The organism is Curtobacterium sp. MCBD17_028 (assembly GCF_003234875.1).
Taxonomy (GTDB): Bacteria; Actinomycetota; Actinomycetes; order Actinomycetales; family Microbacteriaceae; genus Curtobacterium.
Genome location: NZ_QKTQ01000002.1, coordinates 420759 through 440850 on the forward strand (window position 1 = coordinate 420759; position 20092 = coordinate 440850).

General features: G+C 72.1%; 18 protein-coding genes. 3 read left to right on the top strand and 15 right to left on the bottom strand.

What is annotated here, in order from left to right:
- Positions 1 to 21 precede the first annotated feature (21 nt).
- Positions 22 to 891, bottom strand: a complete 870-nt coding sequence (gene ftsY / locus DEI86_RS04260) for a signal recognition particle-docking protein FtsY (protein ID WP_111009298.1) — start codon at positions 889 to 891, stop codon at positions 22 to 24.
- Between the two features lie 202 nt (positions 892 to 1093).
- Between ftsY and DEI86_RS04265 the strand changes: the two genes are divergently transcribed.
- Complete coding sequence (locus tag DEI86_RS04265) at positions 1094 to 2110, top strand: TerC family protein (protein ID WP_111009299.1); 1017 nt, start codon at positions 1094 to 1096, stop codon at positions 2108 to 2110.
- Between the two features lie 17 nt (positions 2111 to 2127).
- Here the strand turns inward: DEI86_RS04265 and DEI86_RS04270 are convergent, their stop codons facing one another.
- The 7 genes from DEI86_RS04270 to DEI86_RS04300 form a co-directional block, all read right to left on the bottom strand.
- Entirely contained in the window at positions 2128 to 5829 is a 3702-nt protein-coding gene (locus DEI86_RS04270; RefSeq protein WP_111048871.1) for a chromosome segregation SMC family protein, read from the bottom strand.
- Positions 5830 to 5867: 38 nt separating this feature from the next.
- A complete protein-coding gene (gene mutM, locus DEI86_RS04275; protein ID WP_111048872.1) occupies positions 5868 to 6833 on the bottom strand; it encodes a bifunctional DNA-formamidopyrimidine glycosylase/DNA-(apurinic or apyrimidinic site) lyase in 966 nt (321 codons plus the stop codon).
- Positions 6833 to 7558, bottom strand: a complete 726-nt coding sequence (gene rnc / locus DEI86_RS04280) for a ribonuclease III (RefSeq protein ID WP_258368504.1) — start codon at positions 7556 to 7558, stop codon at positions 6833 to 6835. The genes mutM and rnc overlap by 1 nt, the downstream gene beginning before the upstream one ends.
- A gap of 70 nt (positions 7559 to 7628) precedes the next feature.
- Entirely contained in the window at positions 7629 to 7832 is a 204-nt protein-coding gene (rpmF, locus tag DEI86_RS04285; protein WP_111009303.1) for a 50S ribosomal protein L32, read from the bottom strand.
- 3 nt (positions 7833 to 7835) lie between these two features.
- Positions 7836 to 8390: a DUF177 domain-containing protein gene (locus DEI86_RS04290; protein WP_111009304.1), complete on the bottom strand. Its 555-nt coding sequence runs from the start codon at positions 8388 to 8390 to the stop codon at positions 7836 to 7838.
- Positions 8391 to 8515: 125 nt separating this feature from the next.
- Entirely contained in the window at positions 8516 to 8998 is a 483-nt protein-coding gene (gene coaD, locus DEI86_RS04295; protein ID WP_111013712.1) for a pantetheine-phosphate adenylyltransferase, read from the bottom strand.
- A 26-nt stretch (positions 8999 to 9024) separates the two neighbouring features.
- Positions 9025 to 11265 carry an ATP-dependent DNA helicase RecG gene (locus DEI86_RS04300; protein ID WP_111013711.1) on the bottom strand — a complete coding sequence of 747 codons (2241 nt, stop codon included), beginning with the start codon at positions 11263 to 11265 and terminating at the stop codon, positions 9025 to 9027.
- Positions 11266 to 11349: 84 nt separating this feature from the next.
- Between DEI86_RS04300 and rsmD the strand changes: the two genes are divergently transcribed.
- A complete protein-coding gene (rsmD, locus tag DEI86_RS04305) occupies positions 11350 to 11919 on the top strand; it encodes a 16S rRNA (guanine(966)-N(2))-methyltransferase RsmD (RefSeq protein ID WP_111013710.1) in 570 nt (189 codons plus the stop codon).
- Positions 11920 to 11949: 30 nt separating this feature from the next.
- On the opposite strand, the gene thiL is transcribed toward rsmD, so the two are convergent.
- On the bottom strand, positions 11950 to 12948 hold the full coding sequence (gene thiL / locus DEI86_RS04310) for a thiamine-phosphate kinase (protein ID WP_111013709.1): 999 nt from the start codon (positions 12946 to 12948) through the stop codon (positions 11950 to 11952).
- Between the two features lie 38 nt (positions 12949 to 12986).
- Between thiL and DEI86_RS04315 the strand changes: the two genes are divergently transcribed.
- Positions 12987 to 13517 carry a DUF3515 family protein gene (locus tag DEI86_RS04315; protein WP_181434890.1) on the top strand — a complete coding sequence of 177 codons (531 nt, stop codon included), beginning with the start codon at positions 12987 to 12989 and terminating at the stop codon, positions 13515 to 13517.
- Between the two features lie 14 nt (positions 13518 to 13531).
- Here DEI86_RS04315 and DEI86_RS04325 read toward each other — a convergent pair whose 3' ends face one another.
- The 6 genes from DEI86_RS04325 to leuC are packed head-to-tail and all read right to left on the bottom strand — an operon-like array spanning position 13532 to position 20043.
- Complete coding sequence (locus DEI86_RS04325; RefSeq protein WP_111013707.1) at positions 13532 to 14659, bottom strand: D-alanine--D-alanine ligase family protein; 1128 nt, start codon at positions 14657 to 14659, stop codon at positions 13532 to 13534.
- A 4-nt stretch (positions 14660 to 14663) separates the two neighbouring features.
- On the bottom strand, positions 14664 to 15689 hold the full coding sequence (locus tag DEI86_RS04330; protein WP_111009379.1) for an NAD(P)H-dependent glycerol-3-phosphate dehydrogenase: 1026 nt from the start codon (positions 15687 to 15689) through the stop codon (positions 14664 to 14666).
- A 43-nt stretch (positions 15690 to 15732) separates the two neighbouring features.
- On the bottom strand, positions 15733 to 16557 hold the full coding sequence (locus tag DEI86_RS04335; protein WP_258368495.1) for a 1-acyl-sn-glycerol-3-phosphate acyltransferase: 825 nt from the start codon (positions 16555 to 16557) through the stop codon (positions 15733 to 15735).
- 7 nt (positions 16558 to 16564) lie between these two features.
- Complete coding sequence (gene murA, locus DEI86_RS04340; protein WP_111009310.1) at positions 16565 to 17932, bottom strand: UDP-N-acetylglucosamine 1-carboxyvinyltransferase; 1368 nt, start codon at positions 17930 to 17932, stop codon at positions 16565 to 16567.
- On the bottom strand, positions 17933 to 18529 hold the full coding sequence (gene leuD / locus DEI86_RS04345; RefSeq protein WP_111048873.1) for a 3-isopropylmalate dehydratase small subunit: 597 nt from the start codon (positions 18527 to 18529) through the stop codon (positions 17933 to 17935).
- Entirely contained in the window at positions 18529 to 20043 is a 1515-nt protein-coding gene (leuC, locus tag DEI86_RS04350) for a 3-isopropylmalate dehydratase large subunit (RefSeq protein ID WP_111048874.1), read from the bottom strand. Before leuC ends, leuD begins: the two co-directional genes overlap by 1 nt.
- Between the last annotated feature and the right edge of the window lie 49 nt (positions 20044 to 20092).

The window sequence follows — 20092 nt, forward strand, 5'->3', positions numbered from 1 at the left end:
CACCGTCCAGGCGTCGAACGGTCAGCCGACGAGGTTCTGCACGAAGACGTGGGGCGTGAACCCCGTGAGGTCGTTGATGCCCTCGCCCTGGCCGATGAGCTTGATGGGGATCCCCGTCTTCTCCTGCACGCTGAGCACGAACCCGGCCTTCGCCGAGCCGTCGAGCTTCGTGATGACGAGACCGGTGACGCCCGCGCCCTCGATGAACGCCTGCGCCTGCGCGAGGCCGTTCTGCCCGGTGGTGGCGTCGAGGACGAGCAGCACCTCGGCGATCTCCGTCTGCTTCTCGACGACGCGCTTGATCTTCGAGAGCTCGTCCATGAGGCCCGCCTTGGTGTGCAGGCGGCCGGCGGTGTCGATGACGACGATCTCGATCCCCTCGCGCATCGCCCGGTCGACGGTCTGGTAGGCCACCGACGCGGGGTCCTGTCCGGGCTGCTGCGGTCGCACGACCTCGACCCCGGCGCGCTGGGCCCACGTCGCGACCTGCTCCACCGCCGCGGCACGGAACGTGTCCGCGGCGCCCACGAGCACGCTGCGGTCGTAGGTACGGAGGAACTTGGCGAACTTGCCGATCGTCGTCGTCTTGCCGACGCCGTTCACACCGACGACGAGCACGACGGCCGGGCGGTTCGACAGCTTCAGCGTGGTGTCGAGCTTCGACAGGCGCTCCTCGAGCACCTCGCGCAGCATCCGGTTCAGGTCCGCCGGATCGGTCGTCTGGTACCGGTCGACCTGCGCACGGAGGTCGTCGACGACCTCTTCGGTGATGTCCGGCCCGAAGTCGGCACCGATGAGCGCGGCCTCGAGGTCCTCCCAGGTCGTCTCGTCGATCGTGCGCCGTTGGAACAACCCGCGGAGCCGACTCGAGAGGGACCAGGAACTCGCCATGCTCCCAGCTTAGAGCGGGCCGAACGCGCGCGATCACCGGTAGCCTGGCACCACGAAGGGGAGTATTCCTCCCGCGGTGGTGCCGTCAGTACGGTCCGGGACGATCCGGGCCCGGTGCCATCGGCCGCTCGTCCGGGCGGCGGAAGAGACCTTCAGTCGTCGTCGTCCCCGATTCCGGGAACGGCCCTACTGGAGGATCCACGTGGACGTCCACATCGCCGTCTGGCTCGGCACCATCGCGCTGGTGCTCGCGCTCCTCGTCTTCGACTTCTTCTCGCACGTGCGCAAGGCGCACGAGCCCACCATCCGCGAGTCGACGACCTGGTCGCTCGTGTACATCGGGATCGCGGTCCTCTTCGGCCTCGGCGTCTGGGCGTTCGGCGGCCACCAGGCGGGCGGCGAGTTCTTCGCCGGGTGGATCACCGAGGAGTCGTTGAGCATCGACAACCTCTTCGTGTTCCTCATCATCATGACCGCGTTCAAGGTCCCGCGCGCCTACCAGCAGAAGGTCCTCCTCGTCGGCATCGCGATCGCGCTCATCGCACGCGGGGTGTTCATCGCCCTCGGCGTCGTCATCATCGACAACTTCTCGTGGGTCTTCTACCTGTTCGGCGCGCTGCTGTTCTGGCTCGCCTGGAGCCAGGCGCGCGGCGGGCACGAGGACGAGAGCGCCGGCGAGTCGCGGCTGATCCGCGTGCTGCGCCGCATCCTGCCGACCTCGGAGGACTACGACGGCGACCGCGTCACCACGAAGGTCGACGGCCGTCGCCTCCTCACGCCGATGGCGCTCGTCATGGTGGCGCTCGGCCTCACGGACGTGCTCTTCGCCCTCGACTCGATCCCCGCGATCTTCGGGCTGACGCAGGACGCCTACATCGTCTTCGTCGCCAACGCGTTCTCGTTGCTCGGTCTGCGACAGCTGTACTTCCTCATCTCCGGGCTCCTCGAGCGCCTCATCTACCTCGGGCAGGGACTCGCCGTCATCCTCGGGTTCATCGGCGTGAAGCTCGTGTTCCACGCCATGCACGTCAACGAGCTCCCGTTCGTCAACGGCGGTCACCACATCGAGTGGGCTCCGGAGATCCCGATCTGGTTCTCGCTGTCGTTCATCGTGCTCGTCGTCGCGGTGGCGACGATCGTCAGCCTCGTCGTGTCCGCGCGGCGGGTCCGCCGCGGCGAACCGCTCGACGGCCATCACGACCAGCGCGTCGAGGCCTGATCCGCTGATCGGGGCGCTCAGCTCGCGGCGCGCTCGCGCTCCGCGTCCTGCACGCGCTGCCCGACGACCGCGCTGACGCCGTCCTGCCGCATCGAGACGCCGTACAGCGCGTCGGCGATCTCCATCGTCCGCTTCTGGTGCGTGATCACGATGAGCTGCGACGAGGTCCGGAGGCGTCCGAACACGGTGAGGAGTCGCCCGAGGTTGGCGTCGTCGAGCGCGGCCTCGACCTCGTCCATGATGTAGAACGGGCTGGGCCGGGCCGTGAAGATCGCGACGAGCAGCGCGATCGCCGCGAGGGAGCGCTCGCCGCCGGACAGCAGGGTGAGCCGGTCGATCTTCTTGCCCGCGGGGCGCACGGCGACGTCGATGCCGGTGGCGAGCATGTCGTCCGGATCGGTGAGCTCGATCGTGCCCGTCCCGCCGGGGAACAGGATCGGGAACACCTCGTCGAAGGCCCGCTTGGTGTCCTCGAACGCCGAGCGGAAGATCTCCTGCATCTTGCCGTCGAGCTCCTCGATGATCGTGAGGAGGTCCCCCCGCGTGCTCGTCAGGTCGTCGAGCTGCTCGGTGAGGAACCGGTGCCGCTGCTCGAGCGCCTGGAACTCCTCGAGCGCGAGCGGGTTCACCTTGCCGAGCTGTCCGAGGTCCCGTTCGGCGTCGCGGAGCCGGCGTTCCTGCTCCGCGCGCACGTACGGCACGGTCGGGACCTCGGTCTCGGAGCGGGGCGCGGCGTCCGGGTCCGGGAGCGCGGGGCCGCCGGGCAGTGTGGAGACCTCGGCATCGAGCGTCGCGGGGTCAGCGTCGGCGTCGACATCCGCGTCACGGTCGACTCCCGCCGCGCGCATCGCCTCGCGGTGCTGCCGCGCACGCACGCGGGGGTCGACGAGCACGTCCACGGGGACCGGGACGTCGGGGCCGTACTCGGCGACGAGCACCTGCTCGACCAGGCCGAGTTCGCTGCCGGCGCGTTCGAGCAGCGATGACACGTGCAGCTTCTTCTCGTAGATCTCCATCTCGAGCCCGTGGAGGCCGTCGGTGACCGACTGCAGCCGGTCGCGGAGGGACTGCTCCTCGGCCCGCAGGGTCTGGAGCTCCGTGTTCCGCCGCGCACGGTCGGCCTCGGCGGCGGTCAGCCGGACGCGGGCCTCAACCACGGAGCGATCGACGGCGTCCAGGACCGCGGGGAGGTCGGCGATGACCCCCTCGGCGGCCTCGATCTGCCGGCGACGGATCACCGCGAGGCGCGCTTGCTCCTCGGCGGCGGCGCGCTCCGCGGCCAGCTGCCGCTCCAACGCCGCGCCCCGCGCCCGTTCGGCGCGCGCCCGCTCACGGATGGTCTCGACCTGGATGCGCTGGTCGATCTCGTCGCTCCGCGCGGCCTCGAGGTCGTCGAGGAGGTCGTCACGCGCGGACGCGTCGAGGATCGGCCGTGGTGCGGCGAGGAAGGCGGCGTGCTCCTGGTCTGCGGCGGCGAGCGCCTGCTCCGCCTGTTCGACGGCGCCCGCGGTCTCGGCGAGCGCGGCGCGGAGCCGGTCGGCCTCGCCTCGCGCGTTCTCCGCGCGGGTGCGCGCGGTCGCCGACGCCCGGTCGAACGCCGCCTTCGCGGCCACGTGGGCGCGGAGGGTGCGGTCGGCCTCGTCCGCCGCGGCGCGTGCCGCGTCCACGGCGTCACGCGCAGCTCGGAGGTCGGTGCCCGCCGCGTCGGCGGCCGCGACGACCTCGACGTGCCGGCTCGCCGCCGTGTCCCGCTCGGCCACGAGTTCGAGCCGCGACGTCGCGCGTTCCCCGCCACCCGTGACGAGGACCGCGCGGACGACGTCACCCGCGGCGGTGACGACCGTCGCCTGCGGGACGGCGGCGAGCAGGGCCTCCAGATCGGCCGTGGCCGGGTCCGCGCCCGGCTCGACGACGACGGTGTCCGCGAGCAGCGCCACGATCGCGGGAGGCCCGTCGACCACCTCGAGTGCCGGACGGACGCCGGACGGGAGGGCCGGGGGCAGGTGCGATCCCGTGCCCGGGGCGTCGGCGACGACGACGTCGATGCGACCGATGTCGTTCGTCCGTGCGGCGGTCACGGCGTCGAGCGCGGCGGACCGGGTGGCGGCGAGCACCGCGTCGGCGAGTCCGCCGAGGGCGGCCGCGACCGCGGCCTCGTACCCGGCGGCGACCCGGATGTGGTCGGCGAGTCGGCCGAGCACCCCGGCGCGCCCGGCGTCGATGAGCGCCTGTGAGCCGTCGCGGACGTCGAGCGACAGCCCGAGCGCGGTCACGCGTGCGGCGAGGGCGTCACGCTCGCGCTCGAGCCGATGCAGCCGCTCCCGCGCCTCGTCCCGTCGCGACTGGGCGCCCTCGAGCGCCGCCCGGGCGTCCGTGAGCAGCTGCGCCAGGTCGTCCTCGTCCGCGTCGAGTCCCGGGTCGCGGGCGATCCCGGCGAGCTCCTGTTCGGCGCGTCCGGCACGCTCCTCGGCCTCGGCGAGCGCCCGCTCCCGACGGGCACGGTCGGCCGTGGCGGAGGCGAGCCGCTGCCGTGCCACGTCGACGCGGTTGCCGAGGCGCTGGGCGTCCAGGTCGTGCTGCGACACGAGTGCGCTCTGCGCCGCGATCTCCTCGTCGAGGGCGTCGAGCGACGCACGCGCCCGGGCCACGCGCTCGGCCGCCGACGCCAGCGCGCCCTGGAGGTCCTCGGCGTTCGCCTCGAGACGCTCGGCCTCGTCCCGCGCGTCCGCGACCATCGACGGGGTGACGGTGGGGCCCTGGGCGGGCACGTCCGCCTGTTGGGCGAGCAGCAGGAGGCGCTGGTTCGCGAGGGTCGACAGTCCCCGCAGTCGCTCCTGCACGCTCTCGAGGCCGTGGAGCACCGTCCGCGCCCGGTCGACGTCGTCACCCACCATCGTCTGCTCGACGTGCTGCTGTCGGATGCGCGCCTGGTCGAGCCGCTCCTGGAGCACGATGCGCTCGCTCTTCCGGCCGGCCTCGACCGCGAGGTGCTCGGCGAGCTCCCGCCGCAGCCGGACGACGTCGTCCGCGAGGATCCTGGCTCGCGCGTCCCGGGCGACCGCCGCCACGGACTGCGCCTTGCGCGCGACCTCGGCCTGCCGTCCCAGCGGCTTCAGCTGACGCCGGATCTCGCCGGCGAGGTCGGACAACCGGGTGAGGTTCGCCTGCATCGCGTCGAGCTTGCGGAGCGTCTTCTCCTTGCGCCGACGGTGCTTGAGGATGCCGGCGGCCTCCTCGATGAAGCCGCGTCGGTCCTCCGGCGTCGCGTGGAGCACCTTGTCGAGCTGTCCCTGCCCGACGATGACGTGCATCTCGCGGCCGAGCCCCGTGTCCGACAGGAGTTCTTGGACGTCGAGCAGGCGACAGTTCTCGCCGTTGATGGCGTACTCGCTGCCGCCGTTCCGGAACAGGGTCCGCGAGATCGTGACCTCCGCGTACTCGATCGGGAGCACGCCGTCGCTGTTGTCGATCGTCAGGGTGACCTGCGCGCGGCCGAGCGGTCCCCGCGTCGAGGTGCCGGCGAAGATGACGTCCTCCATCTTGCCGCCGCGGAGCGTCTTGGCGCCCTGCTCCCCCATCACCCACGCGAGGGCGTCCACGACGTTCGACTTGCCCGAGCCGTTGGGACCCACGATGCAGGTCACGCCCGGCTCGAGCGCGAAGGTCGTCGGTTGCGCGAAGGACTTGAACCCCCTGAGGGTCAGGCTCTTCAGGTACACGGACGGCCTTCCATGCTCGCGCGATCGGTGGGCACAGGCTAGCCCAGGCGCGACCGCGGCCGACGCTGGCACACGGGGCAGCGGTGGCTCGAGCGGTTCATGAACGCCTCGCGCACGATCGTCGCCCCGCAGCGGGGGCACGGCTGACCTTGTCGCCCGTACACGGCGAGCCGCTGGGAGAAGTACCCGGACTGCCCGTTCACGTTGACGTACTGGGCGTCGAAGCTCGTGCCGCCGTCCTCGAGCGCCCGGCGGAGCACCGCGCGCACCTCGTCGAGCAGGCCGGTCAGCGCGCGCCGGCTCAATGCGTCGGCGGGGCGGTCGTGGTGCAGCCGGGCCGCCCACAGGCTCTCGTCCGCGTAGATGTTGCCGATCCCGCTGACCACACCCTGGTCGAGCAGCACCCGTTTGATGCCGCTGTGCCGCCGGTGCGCGAGCGCGACGAACCGCGCGTCGTCGAACGCGGGGTCGAGGGGGTCCCGTGCGATGTGCGACACCTGCGTCGGGATCCGCCGTCGCCACGCCCCGTCGGGATCCGCCTGGTCGGCGGCACCGGCGTGCCCCGCGGGTGCGCCGTCGACGGTCGGGACGGTCGCGTCGACCGCCATCGAACCGAAGGTCCGTTGGTCGACGAACTCGAGCTCGACCGGCGGCTCGACGAGGCCGTCGGCGGTCCGGCCCGCGGGCTGCACCGCGAGGACCACCCTGCGGTGCCGAGCGGCCGGGCGGTCCCGACCGAGCAGGATCTGGCCGCTCATGCCGAGGTGCGCCACGAGGGCCTCGGGACCCGCGCCGACGTCGTCGAGCGGCATCCACAGGAACTTGCCGCGCCGCACGGCGGCCTGCACGGTGCGCCCGGTCAGGCGGGCGACGAAGTCCTCGGCCGGGCCCCGGTGTCGCGTCAGAGCGCGCTCGTCGACGACGTGGACGTCGAGCACGCGGGCGCCCGTGACGGCCGGTTCGAGGCCCGCGCGGACGACCTCGACCTCGGGGAGTTCGGGCACTAGCGGGCGTCACCCGTGCCGGCGTCGGGGCCGTCCGCCGCGAGGAGGTCGACCGATTCCTCGCCGCGGCCGGACAGTCGCGTCCACGCGCCGAGCGCCGCGGCCATCTCGGCGTTCTTCTTGCTCGATCCGGTACCGCTCGCGATGTCCTCGCCCATGAGCACCACGGTGGCGTGGAAGGTCTTGTCGTGGTCGGGGCCCTCTTCGGTGACCCGGTACGCGGGGTTGCCGAGGGACCGTGCCGACGCCAGTTCCTGCAGGCTCGTCTTCGGGTCCATCGCGGCGCCGAAGCGGTCGGGGTCGACGAGCAGGGGCTCCACGAGGCGCAGCACGAGCGCGGTGGCGACGTCCGGCCCCGCGGACAGGTAGGTCGCGCCGATGACGGCCTCGACCGTGTCGGCCAGGATCGACGACTTGTCCCGGCCGCCCGTGAGCTCCTCGCCGCGACCGAGCTTGAGGAAGGCGCCGAGGCCGATGATGCGGGCGATCTCGGCGAGGGCGACGGTCGACACGAGACTCGCGCGTCGCTTGGCGAGCTCGCCCTCGTCCAGATCCGGGTAGTCGCGGTAGAGCTTGACCGTCACGGCCTGCCCGAGGATCGAGTCACCGAGGAACTCGAGTCGCTCGTTGTGCGCGATGCCCCCGTGCTCGTAGGCGAACGAGCGATGCGTCAACGCCAGGTCGACGAGATCCGGGTCGACGTCGACGTCGAGGACGGCCAGCAGACGTGCAGCGTCCGACTCCGCGGGGGTCGACCCACGGGAACCGGACGCTGCACGCACTGATCCGCCTCGATCAGACGTCGGCGACCTTGCGGCCCTTGTACTCCATGTAGAGCGCGGTGCCGGCGCTGTCCTCGACGACCTTGGCGCGGTGCGGGAGGCTGTAGGTGACCTTGCCGTTCTCGACGGTCTTCACGAGCGCGACGGGCGCCGCCTTCCACTGCGAGCGGCGGGCGTGCGTGTTGGCGCGGGACTTCTTGCGCTTGGGAACGGCCATGGCTTATCTCTCTTCCTTGTCGGCGTCAGGACGAGCGCCGTCGGGGTCGGTGGTGTCGATTCGGAGTGCTGCGAGCGCGGACCAGCGCGGGTCGATGACCTCTGGGGTCACACGCTCGCCGACGTCCGCCAGGCGCTCACCCGTCACCGGGTCCAGTCCTGGGCAGTCCGGTCGGCAGACCGGTCGGAACGGCAGTGCGAGCACCACCGCGTCTCGGATCACCGGTTCACAATCCACGTGATCATCGTGAACCTGGAGATCAGAATCCTCCGAGGCATCATACGCGAACAACTCGGTGAAATCGACCTCGACCGGCTCGGTGATGTCGATCAGACAGCGGCTGCACTCGCCGACGGCCTCGGCGTCGGCGTGGCCGGACACCAGGATCCCCTCGTGCAGCCCCTCGAGTCGGACCTCGACGTGGAGCGCCCCACCGACCGGTACGGCGACCTGTCCGGCACCGAACGGTTCCGCGAGCTCGACGTCGATGACGTGCTCGCGCATCTCGCCCGGGCGGTGCATGATGTCACGCACCGGCAGGGTGTACGGGGTGTTCACGAAGCCAGGCACGAGGATCGATCCTACCGCGCATCCCGCCCGAGAGCGAGCGCCAGCATGCGGCGCGCACCCGGTGCGGTGCGGGCAGGACGGCGGCGACCGCCACCGACGGTCACCGCTCCGGGTCAGTGGGCCAGGGCCTCCACCACGACCCGCGGCACGTAGGGCGAGACGTCCCCACCGAGCGACGCGACCTGCCGGACGAGCGAACTCGACACGTGCGAGCGACCGGGCTCGGGGACGACGAACACGGTCTCGACGCCCGCGAGGTCGCGGTTCACGGCCGCCATCGGTGTCTCGTACGCGACGTCCGCGCTCGACCGCACCCCCTTGACGATCACGCGCGCACCGACCTGCCGGCAGTAGTCCACGAGCAGACCGGAGGACCACGACTCCACCCGGACGCCGTCGTGCAACCCGGCCTCGTCGAGCGCGGCGTCGATGAGCCGGACCCGTTCCGCGGCGTCGAAGAGGCTGCTCGTCTTGTCCGGGTTGTGCACGACGAGGACGTGGACCTCGTCGAAGATCGTGGCGGCACGCTGGATCACGTCGAGGTGCCCGACGGTGACGGGGTCGAACGAGCCGGGGACGACGGCGATCTGGGGCATGGACCGACCCTACCGACGCCGCCGTGTCAGTTCTTGCCGAGGAACGCCGCGTCGGTCTCGTCGAGGCGCCGGTCGAGCGCGGCCCGGAGCACGGCGTGGTGCTCGAGCGTCGGGTCCGCCGTCAACAACCGCTCCGCCTCACCCCGGGCGTCGACGATGACGTCGGCGTCCCGCACGACCCGCAGGAGCGTGAGCGACGACCGGCCGCCCGACTGTCGCTCACCGAGCACGTCGCCCTCACGTCGGAGTTCGAGGTCGACGCGTGCGAGCTCGAACCCGTCGTCCGAGCCGGCCACCGCGTCCACGCGCTCGCGCGCCGGTGTGCCGTCCTCGGCGCTCGTCACGAGCAGACAGACGCCCGGGTGACCGCCACGCCCGATGCGCCCACGGAGCTGGTGCAGCTGGGACACCCCGAACCGGTCGGCGTCGAGGACCGCCATCATCGAGGCGTTCGGGACGTCGACGCCGACCTCGATCACGGTCGTCGCGACGAGCACGTCGACGTCCCCGGCGGCGAACGCGGTCATGGTGGCGTCCTTGTCCTCGGCGGGCATCCGACCGTGGAGGACCGCGATCCGCCGGTCCCGCAGCTCCGGCATCGCGCGGATCCGCTCCGCCGTCCCGACGACGGTGGCAGGGGGACGACGAGTGGGACCCGTCGCGCCCGCGTCGGCCTGGACCGCGTCGTCACCGGCTTCCTCGCCCTCCTCGACCGAGCCGTCCTCGATGGCCGGGCACACGACGAACGCCTGCCGCCCGGACGCCAGTTCCTCGGCCATCCGGGTCCAGATCCGGTGCTCCCAACCCGGGTGGTCCGCGAGGGCGACGGTGTGGGTCTCGACGCCGGCCCGACCCGAGGGCAGCCCCTGGATCGTCGACACGTCGAGGTCGCCGAAGACGGTCATGGCGACGGTGCGCGGGATCGGGGTCGCGGTGAGGACGAGCACGTGCGGCGGGGTCCTGCCCTTGGTGCGCAGGGCCTCGCGCTGTTCGACGCCGAACCGGTGCTGCTCGTCGACGACGACCAGGCCGAGCTCGGCGAAGTCGACCCGATCGCCGAGGAGCGCGTGCGTGCCGACGACGAGCCGTGACCCGCCGCTCGCCGCCGCGAGGAGCGCCCGCTGCCGCTCGCGGGAGGACTGGGAACCGGTGACGATCACCGGCCGGAGCTCGGCGGCGAGGTCCGGTCCGAGGAACCGCACGATCGAGCGGAGGTGCTGCGCCGCCAGGACCTCCGTCGGTGCGATGAGCGCCGACTGGCCGCCGGACTCCGCCACCGTGAGCATCGCGCGGATCGCCACGAGGGTCTTGCCGGATCCGACCTCGCCCTGCACGAGCCGGTGCATGGGGTGGTGCTCGGCCAGGTCGGCGGCGATCTCCGCGCCGACGGCCGTCTGGTCGTCCGTCAGCGTGAAGGGGAGGTGCCGGTCGAAGCGCTCGAGCACGCCACCCGGCGCCGCGACCCGCGGCGTCGACGCGGTCGCCCGCGCGGCCAGGCGCCGTCGGACGAGCGCGGTCTGCAGCACGAAGGCCTCGCGGTACCGGAGCGCGTCCTGCGCGGCCTTCCAGTCGGCGGTCCGCTCGGGCCGGTGCAGGAGCTCGAGCGCGCGCCGGTGCCCGAGCAGGCCCAGTCGGGCGCGCACCGACGACGGCACCGGGTCCTCGAGCTCGGGCAACGTGTCGAGCACGACCCCGACGGCCTTGGCGATCTGCCACGACGACAGCGTCGAGGTCGCCGGGTAGATCGGGATCGGCTGTCGCGACCAGCGCATCGCCTGCTCGCCGTCGGCGTCGGCCGTGGCCCGCGGGTCGTCGGCGTCGAACAGCTCGTAGTCGGGGTGCGCGAGCTGCCGTGCGCCCCGGTAGTCGGACACCTTGCCCGCGAAGATGCCGCGTGCGCCCGCGACGAGGTCCTTCGCGCGCCAGCCCTGGTTGAAGAACGTGAGTGTGAGGATGCCGTTGCCGTCGCCGATGCGTGCCTCGAGGATGGACCCGCGCCGCTGCCGCATCGTCCGTTCACGGACGTCCACGACCTCGGCCACGATGGTCACGGACTCCCCCACCGCGAGCTCGTCGAGGGCCGTCAGCGCGCCGCGCTCGGCGTACCGCCGCGGGGCGTGCGCGAGCAGGTCGCCCACCGTGCGGATGCCGAACGCCTTCTCGAAGGCCGTCGCGGTGCGGCCGCCGAGCACCCCACTCAACCGTGCGTCGAGCGGGTCCGGAGTGACTGCCGGGGACGACGCGGACGCGGGACTGGCGGTGACCACGTCGCAACGGTAGTCGCTCCCGCCGACATGCACCGGGCCTCCCGGCCGTGCACGACGTCCGCTGGTGCCGATACGGTGTCGTGCGTGACCCGGATCATCGCGGGGGCCGCTGGCTCCACGACGCTGCGCGTGCCGCGGGCCGGCACGCGACCCACGAGCGACCGTGTGCGCGAGGCCCTGTTCTCCTCGCTCGACGCGCGGGGACTCGTCGCCGGCGCGGCGGTGCTCGACCTCTACGCCGGCACGGGCGCTCTGGGCCTCGAGGCGGCGTCACGCGGCGCGGTCGAGGTCGTGCTCGTCGACCGCGCAGCACCCGCGGCAGCCGCCTGCCGCGAGAACGCCCGGTCGGTCCAGCGGAGGACCGGCGGCGCCACCCACATCGACGTCCACGCACAGTCCGCGCTCGGGTACCTCCGATCCACCGGTCGCCGCTTCGACCTGGTGTTCATCGACCCGCCGTACGAGGTGGACGAGGACGAGATCCACGCCGTGCTCGCGGCCCTCGTCCCCCGGCTCGGGCCGGAGGCGCTCGTGGTCGTGGAACGCAGCACCAGGTCGCCGCAGCCGACCTGGCCCGACGGCCTCCAGGCCTGGAGCAAGCGCACGTACGGCGACACCGTCGCGTGGGAGGCCGCGCCCGACATCACGGACTGACCCCGGCGCCCACCGCGCTCGTCCCTGGTGTCAGCCGACGGCGCCGTCCCAGCCCACGTACGGGTCCCACCCCTGCGTCGACACCGGGACGCCACCGCGCGTCACGCCCGGCGCACCGGCCGCCGACACGGCCGTCCCGATCCGCCGGAACCCGGCCGGGAGGCCCGACCCGCGTGGGAACGTCGCGAACAGTCCGTGGTCCTCACCGCCGTGCAGGGCCGGCCCCTCCGGGACCACCGACGGGTCGAGGTCGATCGTGACACCGCTGGCCCGGGCCACGCGACCGGCATCGATCGCCAGCCCGTCGGACAGGTCGAGCATCGCGGTCGCCCCGGCCTGGGCGGCGAGGACCCCCGCGGCGACCGGCGGACGGGGGCGACGCTGCCGCTCGACGCCCGGGTCCGTCCCCCCGGGCGAGGCCGCCAGGAACGCCGCGGTCCGTTCGGCGTCCGGTTCGCCGCGGTCGTCGACCCCCTCCGCGAACAGCCGCGCGAGTCCCCGGGCCGCGACGCCGAGTTCACCCGCGACCGCGACCTGGTCACCCGCTCGTGCGCCCGACCGGAGCACCGGCGCCCGGCCCTCCAGGTCCCCGAACGCCGTGACCGTCACCGTCGCGGTCGCCGACGTCGACAGGTCGCCGCCGACCACGCCGCAACCCGGGGCGAGGGTGGCACACGCCGCCGCGAACCCGTCGGCGATGGCCTCGAGCACGCCCACCGGGGTCTGCGGCGGCACGGCCAACGCCACGAGCAACGCGGTCGGGCGCGCCCCCATCGCAGCGACGTCGGACAGGTTCGTCGCGGCCGCCTTCCAACCGACGTCCGTCGGCGAGGACCACGCCCACCGGAAGTCCGGGCCGTGCACCATCATGTCCGTCGTCACGACGAAGCGTCCGTCCGGCGCGGTGACGACCGCGCAGTCGTCGCCCGGGCCGAGCAGGGCGGATGCGGCGGACGGGAGCCGACGGGTGATCCGACCGAGCACGCCGAGCTCGCCGACGCTGCCCACCGTGTCGTCGCTGTCGTGCACTCTCCGACCGTACCGTTCGCTCGGGTAGCCTGATGGCGATGCACTCCTCGCGCCGACTCCCCCGGGCACTCGGGGCGATCGCCCTGGCGGTCGGCCTCGTCGCGGCCCTCGAGGGCTGTGCTGACGCCGTCGCGCTGACGCCGGCGCCGGCGGCGAACTCCGCGGCCTGCGCCGCGGTCCAGGTGCGCCTGCCCACCACCGTCGAGTCGAAGCTCGCGATCCGAGCCACGAACGCGCAGTCCACGGCCGTCTGGGGCACCCCGGCAGCCGTGGTCCTGCACTGCGGCGTGCCCGTGCCGACCGTGTCCGACCTGCCGTGCTTCACCCTCGGATCGGTCGACTGGATCCGGGACGCCCGGAAGGACTCCATCGTCTACACGACGTTCGGACGCTCGCCCGCCGTGCAGGTCGCACTCGATCCGACGGCGGCGACGAGCGACGTGCTGCAGGACATCGGGGACGCCGTGTCGACCCTGCCGAAGGACGGCCACGCGTGCCTCGACCCCTCGGACGTGGCAACGCCCTCCGCGCCCGCCACGCCGTCGGCGAGCGCCACCCCGGCGGGCTGACCCGCCACGACCGCTCAGCGGACGGCGACCGCCCCGAGCTCGACGAGTTCGCGGACGAGGTCCGGGTAGGGCAGCCCGGACGCGGCCCAGCACCGGGGGTACATCGAGAACGGGGTGAACCCGGGCATGGTGTTCACCTCGTTGACGACGAACCCGTCGTCCGTGAGGAAGCAGTCAACCCGTGCGAGGCCCGAACCGGCGATCGCCTCGAAGGCGCGGGCGGCGATGGAACGGACCTCGTCGGTCTCGTCCTCGGACAGCGGGGCGGGACACCGGAGCTGCTCGTCGCCACCGAGGTACTTCGCCTCGAAGTCGTAGAACCCCGCTTCGTCGACGACGATCTCGCCCGGGAGGCTCGTGCGCGGGGTGCCATCGCGACCCTCGAGCACCGCGACCTCGATCTCGCGCCCGACGATGCGTGGCTCGACGATGACCTTGCTGTCGTGCTCGAACGCGGTCGCGAACGCCGCCGGGAGCTGTCCCGGCTCGTCGACCCGCGAGACCCCCATGCTCGACCCGGCACGCGCGGGCTTCACGAACAGCGGCCACCCGTGCGCGGCCGCTCGCTCGAGGACGTCGGCCTCGTCGGCGTCCCATTCACGGCGGAGGACCGTCGTCCAGGGCGCCACCCGGAGACCGGCGTGCTCGAGCACGACCTTCGACAGGTGCTTGTCCATGCCGACCGCGCTCGCGAGGACGCCGTCGCCCACGTAGGGCAGCCCCACCAACTCGAGGAGGCCCTGGACCGTGCCGTCCTCGCCGAAGGGGCCGTGGAGGATCGGGAACACGACGTCGACGTCGCCGAGCGAGGTGATGGATCCGTCGGCCTGCACCACCGCGAGGGCGCGGGAGTCGACCGAGTCCGGCCAGCGCACGCGGGTGCCGTTGTCCGGGACCGAGGGGAGGTCGGAGCCGCGTAGGGCCCAAGCGCCCGGGTCGTCCGACTGCAACGTGAACGCGCCCGCACGGGTGATGCCGACCGGCACGACGTCGAACAGCGAGCGGTCCATCGCGGCCATGATCCCGCCCGCGGTCACGCAGCTGATCGCGTGCTCGCTCGAGCGGCCGCCGAACAGGACCACGACACGGGTCCGAGCCCCGGCTCCGGCCGGCCGGGCGTCGATGGCGGTCGTCTGCGTCATGGGATCACTCGCCCTGGGGTTCGTCGGTCTCGGTCAGGTGCGGCGCGATGTTCCGCGGGTCGAGCCTACCGGCGAGCACCTCGCCCACCTGGCTGACGATGGGCATGTCGACGCCGTGGTCGGCGGCGAGCGCCAGGATCGGAGCGACCGACGCCAGACCCTCGGCGGTCTGGTTCATCTGCCGGACGACCTCGTCGTATCGGTAGCCCTGGCCGAGCAGTCGGCCCGCGGTGTTGTTCCGCGACAGCGGTGACTGGCACGTCGCGATGAGGTCGCCGAGCCCGGCGAGACCGGCGAGCGTCTCGGGGCGCGCACCGTTGGCGACCGCGAACCCGGTCATCTCCGCGAGGCCACGGGTGATGATCGACGCCTTCGTGTTCTCGCCGTAGCCGACACCGTCGACGATGCCGATGGCCACCGCGATGAGGTTCTTGAGCACGCCGCCGAACTCGGTGCCGATGACGTCGGTGTTGATGAACGACCGGAAGTACGGGTTCGTGGCGGTCGCCGCGACGGCGGTCGCGGTGTCGGTGCTCGTCGACGACACGACGGCCGCCGTCGGCTGTCGTCGTGCGATCTCGAGTGCGAGGTTCGGGCCGGACGCCACCGCGATCCGATCCGGATCGATGTCGAGGCCCTGCTGGAGGACCTCGCTCATCCGGAGGCCCGTGCCCTTCTCGACGCCCTTCATGAGGCTCACGACGGGCGCCTCGACGGGCAGCAGTGTCCGGACCGCCTCGAGGTTCGCGCGCAGGCTCTGACTGGGCACCGACACGTAGACCTGCTCGGCACCGTCGAGCACGCGGTCGAGGTGGTCCGAGGCGGTCAGCGTGCGCGGGAGGTTGATGCCGGGCAGGTAGTCGGAGTTCCGCTTCGTCTCGGTGATCTCGCGCGCGACCTCGGGTCGACGCGCCCAGAGCACGACGTCGGCCCCGCCCTCCGCGAGCACCTTGGCGAACGTTGTGCCCCAGCTCCCCGCGCCCAGCACGGCGACCCGTCGCGACTCGGCGCGACGGAGGACGACGTTGATGGCGGCGGTGTCGACCGCGCCGCGGCCTGGATGGTCGGGCGCGTCAGGCAAAGCGGCCGGTCTCCTTCTGGTTGTTCGCTGCCGGGTCCCACCGCTCGGCGGGTGCACGCTCGCCGCGCAGCTCCTCGACGAGCGCGGTGATCGCCTGCATGAGCTCGGCGGTGGCCTGCTGCAACAGGTGCTGGTCGAGCGGACGTCCCCGGTACGCGGAGAGGTCGAGCGGCTCGCCGATCGCGACGTCCACGCGCGACGGCGGGAAGAGCCGGAGCGTGCGCCCGTACCGCGGCATGATGCGCTGTGTGCCCCAGTGGGCCATGGGGATGAGCGGGACGTCGTTCTCGAGCGCGAGTCGGACCGCGCCGGTCTTCCCGCGCATGGGCCAGAGGTCCGGGTCGCGCGTGAGCGTGCCCTCGGGGTAGACGATGAGACCGCCGCCGCCCGCCACGAGGGCACGACCACCGGTGAGCGGGTCGCTGCCGCGGGTCCGTCCGGAGCGCTCGACGGGGACGTTGCCCATGCCGCGCATGAAGTACCCGAGCACCGGGACCCGGAACAGCGAGGCCTTCGCGAGGTACTGCGGGAGTCGACGGTGCAGCCACACGACCGTGCCGACGACGAGCGGGTCGATGTTCGTGTAGTGGTTCGGCGCGACGATGAACGGACCCTCGGCCGGCAGCCGCGTGCTCCCGTGCCACCGGAACCGCGCAGCGACCCGGATCATCGGGATGACGATCGACGCGACGACCCGGAACGCACCGTTCAGGTCGCCCCGGTGGAACCGCCGTCCCGGGGTGGGCAGGCCAGCGGTGACGACCTCGCGCCCGCCGCCCTGCTGCCCGCTCGTCGACCCCGTGCCGTTGTCCGGCACCGCGCCCTCACCCGGCAAAGTCGAAGTCCGCGCCGAGCTTGCGGAGCTTCGGGATGAAGTGCTCGTACCCACGGCTGATGATGCCGACGTTCGTGATGTGCGACTCACCGCTGGCGGTGAGCGCGGCGATGAGGTGGCTGAACCCGCCCCGGAGGTCGGGCACGCGCACGTTCGCGCCGTGCAGCGGCGTGGGTCCGGTGATCACCGCGGCCTGCTCGAAGGGACGACGAGCGACTCGACGGTCGTGGCCGGGCAGTCCCTCTTTGTGCACGACGATGTCCGCACCCATCTCGTTGAGCGCGTCCGTGAACCCGAACCGGTTCTCGTACACGGTCTCGTGCACCACGCTGCGGCCCTCGGCCTGCGTCAGTGCCACGACGAGCGGCTGCTGCCAGTCGGTCATGAAGCCGGGGTGGACGTCGGTCTCGATGACGACGGGCTTGAGCACCTCGACCTCGCGGTAGAAGCGGATGCCGTCCTCCTGGATGTCGAACCCGCCGCCCACCTTGCGGAAGACGTTGAGGAAGGTCATGAGGTCCTGCTGCTTGGCACCCTCGACGAAGATGTCACCGTTCGTGGCGAGTGCGGCGGCGGCCCAGCTGGCGGCCTCGTTGCGGTCGTTGATCGCCCGGTGCGTGTACCCGCGCAGCTTCTCGACGCCCTCGATGAAGATCGTCCGGTTCGGCTCGACGGAGACGACGGCGCCCATCTTCTGCAGGATCGCGATGAGGTCCATGATCTCGGGCTCGATCGCGGCGTTCCGCAGCTCGGTGACACCCTCGGCCAGCACGGCGCTGAGGAGCACCTGCTCGGTCGCGCCGACGCTCGGGTACGGCAGTTCGATGTTCGCGCCCTTGAGACCGTTCGGTGCCTCGAGGTGGATGCCGGCGACCTGCTTGTCCACGACGGCGCCCATCGCGCGGAGCGCGTCGAGGTGGAAGTCGATCGGGCGGTCGCCGATGCGGCAACCGCCGAGGTCGGGGATGAACGCCTCGCCGAGCTTGTGGAGCAACGGACCGCAGAACAGGATCGGGATGCGGCTCGACCCGGCGTGGGCGTCGATCTCGGCGAAGTGCGCGCTCTCGACGTTCGAGGGGTCGAGGATGAGCTCGCCACGGGCAGGATCGCTGATCCGGACGCCGTGCACCTCGAGCAGGCCCCGGACGACCTTGACGTCGCTGATGTCCGGCACGTCGCGGAGGATCGAGGGTGTGTCGCCCAGCAGCGCGGCCACCATCGCCTTGGTCGCGAGGTTCTTCGCGCCGCGGACCTCGATGCGTCCCACGAGCGGCTTGCCGCCGCGGATGACGATCTCGTCCGACTTGAGACCGACGCGAGCGCCTGCAGCCGCTGCGTCCTGTACGAGAGAGTTCACTTACTTCACCGGCAATGTCTCGGGCCGCCACGAGGCGCGGCGGGATTCGAACTCCGTGATCGACGGTTCGTCGCGGAGGGTGAGCCCGATGTCGTCGAGCCCTTCCATCAACCGCCATCGAGTGTATGCGTCGATCTCGAACGGGACGTCCACATCACCCACCGACACGCGCTGCGCGACGAGGTCGACCGTCGCCTCGACTCCGGGCGCGGCATCGATCGCCGCCCAGATCCGCTCGACGTCGGACTCGGTGACCACGGCGGTCAGCAGCCCCTGTTTGCCGGCGTTGCCGCGGAAGATGTCCGCGAACCGCGGCGAGACGACCACCCGGAACCCGAAGTCCCGGAGCGCCCACACCGCGTGCTCCCGGCTCGACCCCGTGCCGAAGTCCGGACCGGCGACGAGCACGGACGCACCCTGGTACTCGGGACGGTTGATGACGAACCCGGGATCCTGCCGCCAGGCGGCGAACAGGGCGTCCTCGAAGCCCGTCTTCGTCACCCGCTTGAGGTAGACGGCCGGGATGATCTGGTCGGTGTCGACGTTCGCCCGACGCAGCGGTGCCGCCACGCCGGTCACGACCGAGAGGTTGTCCATCAGTGTTCCTCCTCGGGCTGCGCGACGCCTGCCTCGGCGTCGGCGACGGTCGTGCGGCCAGCGGCGACACCGACCGGCGTGACCTCGTCCACGGCACGCCGCGCGTCGTCCTCCTCGAGGTCCCACGGGCTCGACAGCGTGCCCCGGACGGCGGTGGCCGCGGCGACGAGCGGTGACACGAGGTGTGTCCGGCCGCCCTTGCCCTGGCGCCCCTCGAAGTTGCGGTTCGACGTGGACGCACATCGCTCGCCGGGGGCGAGCTGGTCTGGGTTCATGCCGAGACACATCGAGCAGCCGGCGAACCGCCACTCCGCGCCGAAGTCGAGGAACACCTGGTCGAGCCCCTCGGCCTCGGCCTCGAGGCGGACCCGCGCGGACCCGGGCACCACCATGACCCGGACGCCCTCGGCCTTGGTCCGACCGCGGACGATCGAGGCGAACGCGCGGAGGTCCTCGATGCGCGAGTTCGTGCAGGAGCCCATGAACACCGCGTCTACGGGGATCGCCTTCATCGGGGTGCCGGGGTTGAGGTCCATGTACTCGAGCGCCCGTTCGGCGCCCGCACGGGCGTTGGCGTCGGCGAAGTCGGCCGGCGAGGGCACGGTCGCCGACAGCGAGACGCCCTGACCGGGGTTCGTCCCCCACGTCACGAACGGCTCGAGCTCGTCGGCGTCGATGAACACCTCGGCGTCGAACACGGCGTCGTCGTCCGTCGCCAGCGTGTCCCAGTAGGCGACGGCGTCGTCCCAGTCCTGCCCGCTCGGGGCGTGCGCCCGTCCGCGGAGGTAGTCGTAGGTCGTCTGGTCGGGTGCGACCATCCCGGCGCGTGCACCGGCTTCGATCGACATGTTGCAGATCGTCATCCGGCCTTCCATCGAGAGCGCCCGGATCGCGCTGCCGCGGTACTCGAGGACGTAGCCCTGACCACCGCCGGTGCCGATCTGCGCGATCACGGCGAGGATGACGTCCTTCGCCGTGACACCGGGGCGCAGCGTCCCCTCGACGGTGATCGCCATGGTCTTGAAGGGCTTGAGCGGCAGCGTCTGCGTGGCGAGCACGTGCTCGACCTCGCTCGTGCCGATCCCGAACGCCATGGCCCCGAACGCGCCGTGGGTCGAGGTGTGCGAGTCGCCGCACACGACGGTGATGCCGGGCATGGTGAGGCCGAGCTGCGGTCCGACGACGTGCACGATCCCCTGCTCAGCGTCCCCGAGCGGGTGCAGCCGGACACCGAACTCCGCGCAGTTGCGCCGCAGGGTCTCGATCTGCGTCCGGCTCGTCGGGTCGGCGATCGGACGGTCGATCGCGAGCGTCGGCGTGTTGTGGTCCTCGGTGGCGATGGTGAGGTCGGGGCGGCGGACGGGCCTCCCGGCCTGGCGGAGGCCGTCGAACGCCTGTGGACTCGTGACCTCGTGCACGAGGTGGAGGTCGATGTAGAGGAGGTCGGGGGTGCCGTCCTCGCCCTTGACCACGACGTGGTCGTCCCACACCTTCTCGGCGAGCGTCCTGCCCATGACCTCGTGCCTCCCATGCGTGTGGTCGCCTGTCCTGTCGGACGGCGAC

Bases quoted from the DNA above. Each gene is read 5' to 3' on its own strand.
- leuC (WP_111048874.1), bottom strand. From the start codon at position 20,043: ATGGGCAGGACGCTCGCCGAGAAGGTGTGGGACGACCACGTCGTGGTC.
- DEI86_RS04325 (WP_111013707.1), bottom strand. From the start codon at position 14,659: ATGACGCAGACGACCGCCATCGACGCCCGGCCGGCCGGAGCCGGGGCT.
- ftsY (WP_111009298.1), bottom strand. From the start codon at position 891: ATGGCGAGTTCCTGGTCCCTCTCGAGTCGGCTCCGCGGGTTGTTCCAA.
- rpmF (WP_111009303.1), bottom strand. From the start codon at position 7,832: ATGGCCGTTCCCAAGCGCAAGAAGTCCCGCGCCAACACGCACGCCCGC.
- leuD (WP_111048873.1), bottom strand. From the start codon at position 18,529: ATGGACAACCTCTCGGTCGTGACCGGCGTGGCGGCACCGCTGCGTCGG.
- coaD (WP_111013712.1), bottom strand. From the start codon at position 8,998: ATGCCCCAGATCGCCGTCGTCCCCGGCTCGTTCGACCCCGTCACCGTC.
- DEI86_RS04315 (WP_181434890.1), top strand. From the start codon at position 12,987: ATGCACTCCTCGCGCCGACTCCCCCGGGCACTCGGGGCGATCGCCCTG.